The following is a 5,917-nucleotide window of genomic DNA, read 5'->3' on the forward strand; positions in this document are numbered from 1 at the left end:
GGGGAGTACCGGGTGCCGCGTACGCCGCAGGAGGAGATCCTCGCCTCGGTGTACGCGGAGGTGCTGGGCCTGGACCGGGTGGGCGTCGACGACGATTTCTTCGCGGTCGGCGGCGACAGCATCCGTTCGATCCAGGTGGTCGCGCGGGCTCGGGCGCGTGGTGTCGAGATCAGCCCCCGGCAGGTTTTCGAAGCGCGGACAGTGGCTGAACTGGCGGCCCGAGCACAGGTGGAGGCGGCTGTGGTGCCGCGGGCCCTGGCGGAGTTGGAGGGCGGTGGAGTGGGCTGGCTGCCGCTGCCCCCGGCAGGCGCGTACCTGATGGATCTGGGGGGCAGCACCGACAGGTTCTCGATGTCCATGACGGTGGACCTGCCGGAGGGGATCGAGGCGGACGGGCTGGCCGCGACCCTGCGCGCGGTGCTGGACCGGCATGACGTGTTGCGGTCGCGTCTGGTCACCGAGGGCGGTGTGTGTGGCCTTCGGGTGGGTCCGTCGGGTGTGGTGCCGGTCGACGGGCTGATACGCCGGGTTGCTTGTGACGGTCGTTGGGATGCGTCGGGGTGGCGTGAGTCGGCCTCCGTCGAACTGAACGCGGCGATGGGCCGGTTGGACCCGTCCGGTGGCGTGATGGCGCAGTTCGTCTGGTTCGACGCGGGGCCGTCGGTGTCCGGGCGGCTGGTGCTGGTTCTGCATCATCTCGTGGTCGACGGGGTTTCCTGGCGGATCCTGCTGCCGGACCTGGCGGCGGCGTGGGCGCAGGTGCGTGAGGGGGAGGTCGTGGAGCTGCCGCGGGTGGCGACCTCGGTCCGCCGCTGGACCCACGCCCTGACCGAAGAGGCGTACCGGGAGGACCGCACGGTCGAACTCGCCTTGTGGGAAGGAGTATTGAAGGGGCCCGACCCTCATCTGGGCAGCCGGCGGCCGGACCCGGCAGTGGACATGATGGCGACCGTCGACACGGTGCGCGTCGAGCTGTCCGAGCGGGTGACCCAGGCCCTGCTGACCAGCGTTCCGGCGGCGTTCCGCGGCGGGGTCAACGACGGCCTGCTCGCCGCGCTCGCGCTCGCCGTGGCCAGGTGGCGCGGGCACCGTGGGGTCGGCGAGTCGTCGCTGCTGGTGCGTCTCGAAGGACACGGCCGTGAAGAGGCGGTGGTGCCTGGTGCGGATCTGTCGCGCACGGTGGGCTGGTTCACCAGCATGTTCCCGGTCCGGCTCGACGTCGCCGGGTTCGACCTGGACGACGCCTTCGCGGGCGGGGACGCGGCGGGCGGGCTGGTCAAGGCCGTCAAGGAACAACTGCTCGCCATCCCTGACAAGGGCGTCGGTTACGGCCTCCTGCGGTACCTCAACGACAGCACCGCCGAAGTCCTCGCAGGACGCCCGGACCCGCAGATCGGTTTCAACTACCTGGGCCGCTTCTCCGCCACGGACATGCCGGACGAGCTGCGCGGCCTGGGCTTCACCCAGGCCCTGGACGTCGACGACGCGGACGCCGTGCTCGACGCGGACATGCCCGTCCTGTCGGCGCTGGAGGTCAACTCCTACGTCACCGACACCGCGCGCGGCCCCCGACTGGACGCCACGTTCGCGTTCCCGACCGGGATCCTTGCCAAGGACGACGTACAGGAGCTGGCGGAGCTGTGGCGGGCCGCGCTCACCGCGCTGGCCGACCACGCGGCCAAGCCCGACGCGGGCGGCCTCACCCCCTCCGACCTTCCACTGCTCTCCGCCGGCCAGGAACAGATCCAGGAATGGGAGCGGGCCTGCCCGGGGCTCGTGGACGCGTGGCCGCTGACACCGCTTCAGGCCGGTCTGCTCTTCCACAGCAGGTTCACCGACGCGCCGGTCGACGCCTACCAGGTGCAGCTGGTGTTCCACCTCTCCGGGCAGGTCGACCCGGAACGGATGCGCACCGCCGGCCAGGCGCTGCTGGACCGCCACGCCACCCTGCGGTCCGCGTTCCTCCCCGACGCAGGCGGATGGGTCCAACTCGTGCCCGCGCAGGCCGAGTTGCCCTGGCATCATGACGACCTGCGGCACCTGCCCCCGGACCAGCGGGCCCCGGCACTCGAACGGCTGCTGGCCGAGGACCATCACGCGCGCTTCGACCCGGCGTCCCCGCCGCTGCTGCGCCTCGCGCTCGTCCACCTCGACGACGACACCTCGGAGCTGGTCCTCACCGCTCACCACGTGCTGTTCGACGGCTGGTCCATTCCGTTGCTGCTCCAGGACCTGCTGCGGCTGTACGGCTCCGGTGGCGACCCCGCGGCGCTGCCGACGGTCCGCGGCTACCAGGAGTTCCTGGCGTGGCTGGCCGAGCAGGACCAGGAGGCCGCCGCCCGCGCCTGGGCCGACGAACTCGACGGCGTCGACGAACCCACCCTGCTCGCCCCCGGCGCGGCCACGGCCCCCCAGGAGGCCGGGTTCTGGCAGGTCGAGGTCGGCCTTCCCCCGGCCGAGGCCCGGGAACTCGCGATTCGAGCAGGTGAGTTGGGCGTCACGCTCAATACCGTGGTCCAGGGTGCATGGTCGATCCTGCTCGGACGCCTGACCGGCCGTCAGGACGTGGTGTTCGGCGCGACGGTCTCCGGCCGCCCCGCCGCCCTGCGCGACGTGGACGCCGTGATCGGGATGTTCATCAACACCCTTCCGGTGCGCGTACGACTCGACCCCGGTGCCACGGCGGCCGAACTGCTGGCCACGCTCCAGGACCATCAGGCGACGCTGCTGGACCACCACCACCACGGGCTGGCAGACATCCAGCAGTCCACCGGTCTCCCGTCCCTCTTCGACACCCTCGTCGTCTTCGAGTCGTACCCCATCGACCAGAGCGCCCTGTCCGAGGCGGGCGACGAGGCGGGAATCGCCTGCACCGGCATCCGCCCGTTCGCGGGCACGCACTACCCGCTCACCGTGACCGCGGACGTCACGGGGCACCTGAAGCTCGCCCTGGAATACAAGCCGGAGGTCTTCGACCGGGCGTACGTCGAGGAGATCGCGGAGCGGTACCTGCGTGTCCTGCGCCGGCTGGTGGCCGAGCCCGAGCGCCCCGTCGGCACCGTGGACGTGCTGGCGCCCCGGGAGCGCGACCACCTGCTGCGCGTGCTCAACGACACGGCGGTGCCGTTGACGGCGCGTACCGTTCCCGAGCTGTTCGAGCAGCGGGTGGCGGACGCCCCGGGCGCCGAGGCGCTGGTGTGCGGTGAGGTCTCCCTTTCGTACGCGGAGCTGAACGCGCGGGCCAACCGTCTCGCACACTGGCTGATCGGCCGCGGAGTGGGCCCCGAGACGCTCGTGGCCGTGGCGCTGCCGCGGTCGGCGGATCTGGTCGTCGCCCTGCTGGCCGTACTCAAGTCCGGCGGCGCCTATCTGCCGCTCGACCTGGCCTATCCGGCCGAGCGGATCGCCTACCTGCTCGACGACGCCCGCCCCAGGCTGGTGCTGACGAACGCCGAGTTCGCCGCCTCGCTCCCGGAATTCGCCGCACCCGCCGTCCTGTCCGACCCGGCCCTGGCGGCCGACGTGGCGGGTCGGCCCGACCGCGACCCCGTGGATGCCGACCGGCACGCCGCGCTGCGTCCGCCCAACGCCGCGTACGTCATCTACACCTCCGGGTCCACGGGCCGCCCCAAGGGCGTGGTCGTCGCGCACGCGGGCGTGGGCAACCTCGCCGCCTGGGGCGTCGCCGAGCTGGGCGCGGCGACGTTCGCACGGGCCCTGGCAACCACCTCCACGACCTTCGACGTGTCCGTGTTCGACACGCTGGTGCCGCTGCTCGTGGGCGGCAGCATCGTGCTGCTCGACGACGCGCTGGCCCTCGTCGAGGAGGACTTCGGGGAAGCGAGCCTGCTGTGTGTCGTGCCCTCGGTGCTCGACGCGATGGCCGACCGGGCGCGCCTGGACCGGATCGGCACGATCGTCCTCGCAGGCGAGGCGCTGCCGGCGAGCCTGGTGCGCAAGGTCCGGGAGACGTGGCCGCAGGTGCGGACGGCGAACATCTACGGCCCGACCGAGGCCACGGTGTACGCGGCCGGGTGCGTCGACGATGGAACGGGGGACGGGACCCTGCCGATCGGCACTCCGCTGGCGAACTGCCGGACCTACGTCCTCGACGGCCAGCTCGGGCTCGCCCCCCAGGGCGTCGCCGGAGAGCTGTACCTGACGGGCGCCGGACTGGCCCGCGGCTACCTGGACCGCCCCGGACTGTCGGCGGAGCGGTTCGTCGCCGACCCCTACGGGCCGCCCGGGTCCCGGATGTACCGCACCGGCGACCTCGCGCGCTGGGGCGCCGGCGGGAACCTGGAGTACCTGGGCCGTGCCGACGCACAGGCCAAGGTGCGCGGATTCCGCGTCGAGCCCGGCGAGATCGAGAGCGTGCTGGCAGCGCACCCGGAGGTGGAGCGCGCCGTGGTCCTGGCCCGTCCCGGCAAGGGCACCGGCCTCACGCTGGTCGGCTACGCGGTGCCCGCAGAACACGTCCGCGAACTGTCCGTGGACGACCTGCGGCGGTTCGTGGGGGAGCGGCTGCCGGAGTACATGGTCCCGGCCGCGATCGTGCCCATGGACCGGCTGCCGCTGACCCCCAATGGCAAGCTCGACCGGGCCGCCCTGCCCGAACCCGAGTTCACCGGCGACACCTACCGAGCGCCGCGCACCGCTGCGGAGCGCACGCTGGCCGGGCTGTTCGCCGATGTCCTGGGCGTGGAGCGCGTCGGCATCGACGACGGCTTCTTCGCGCTCGGCGGCCACTCGCTGCTGGCGACCCAGCTGATCAGCCGGATCCGCACGGCCTTCGACATCGAACTGAAAATCCGAACCGTGTTCGAGTCGCCGACCGTCGCCGGCCTCTGCGGCCACCTGTCCTTCGGTGGCCGGGCCCGGCCGGTGCTGCGCCGCCGCGCGGATACGGCAGGCGCGGTGCCGGTGTCGTTCGCGCAGCGCCGCCTGTGGTTCATGCACCGGTTTGAGGGGCCGTCCGCGACGTACAACATTCCGATGGCGCTGCGCCTGACGGGCGCGCTGGACGTGGACGCCCTGGCCGCCTCCGTGCGCGACGTGGTGCTGCGCCACGAGAGCCTGCGGACGCTGCTGGTCGAGGACACCGACGGCATGCCGTTCCAGCGGGTCGTCCCGGCCGACAAGCTGGCCTTCGACGTCCCGCTCTCACCGGCCCCGCCGTACGAGGTGCCCGCCGCGCTGACGGCGGCGATGGAGCACCGCTTCGACCTGTTCACCGAGGTGCCGATCCGTGCGACGCTGTTCCGGCGTGCCCCCGACGAGCACGTCCTGGCGCTCGTCGTGCACCACATCGCCGCCGACGGCGAGTCGATGGCGCCGTTCGCACGGGACCTGTCGACCGCCTACGCCGCCCGTCTCGAAGGCCGCGACCCTGGGTGGGGCGCGCTTCCCGTCCAGTACACCGACTACACCCTGTGGCAGCGCGAGCTCCTCGGCGACGAGAACGACCCGCACAGCCCGGTCGCCCGTCAGTCCGGATACTGGCTGGACGAGCTTGCGGGCGCACCCCAGCCGCTCCCACTGCCCACCGACCGGCCCCGCCCGCCCTCGGCCAGCCGCCGCGGCGACGGGTTCGAGTTCAGCGTCGATCCCGAACTCCTCGGCGCGGCACAGGAACTGGCCCGCAGGAACGACGTCACGATGCCGATGGTGCTCCAGTCAGCGCTCGCGGTGCTGCTGTCGCGGCTGGGCTGCGGTGACGACGTCTCGATCGGCTCGCCGGTCGCCGGGCGCACCGACGAGGCCCTGACCGACCTGGTCGGCTTCTTCGTCAACACCTGGGTGCTGCGCGTCGACCTGTCGGGCAATCCGACCTTCGAGGACGTGCTCGACCGGGTGCGGGACAAGGCGCTGTCCGCCTATGACCACCAGGACGCACCCTTCGACCGGCTCGTGGAGA

At 72.3% G+C, this 5,917-nt stretch carries 1 protein-coding gene; it reads left to right on the top strand.

The features are described from left to right. Positions 1-12: 12 nt before the first annotated feature. Positions 13-5,917 (top strand): amino acid adenylation domain-containing protein (locus ACFV8T_RS45160; protein WP_385339645.1); only part of this gene is annotated, 5,905 nt, incomplete at its 3' end.

Origin of the sequence: Streptomyces sp. NPDC059832, from assembly GCF_042731715.1 — a bacterium.
GTDB lineage: Bacteria > Actinomycetota > Actinomycetes > Streptomycetales > Streptomycetaceae > Streptomyces.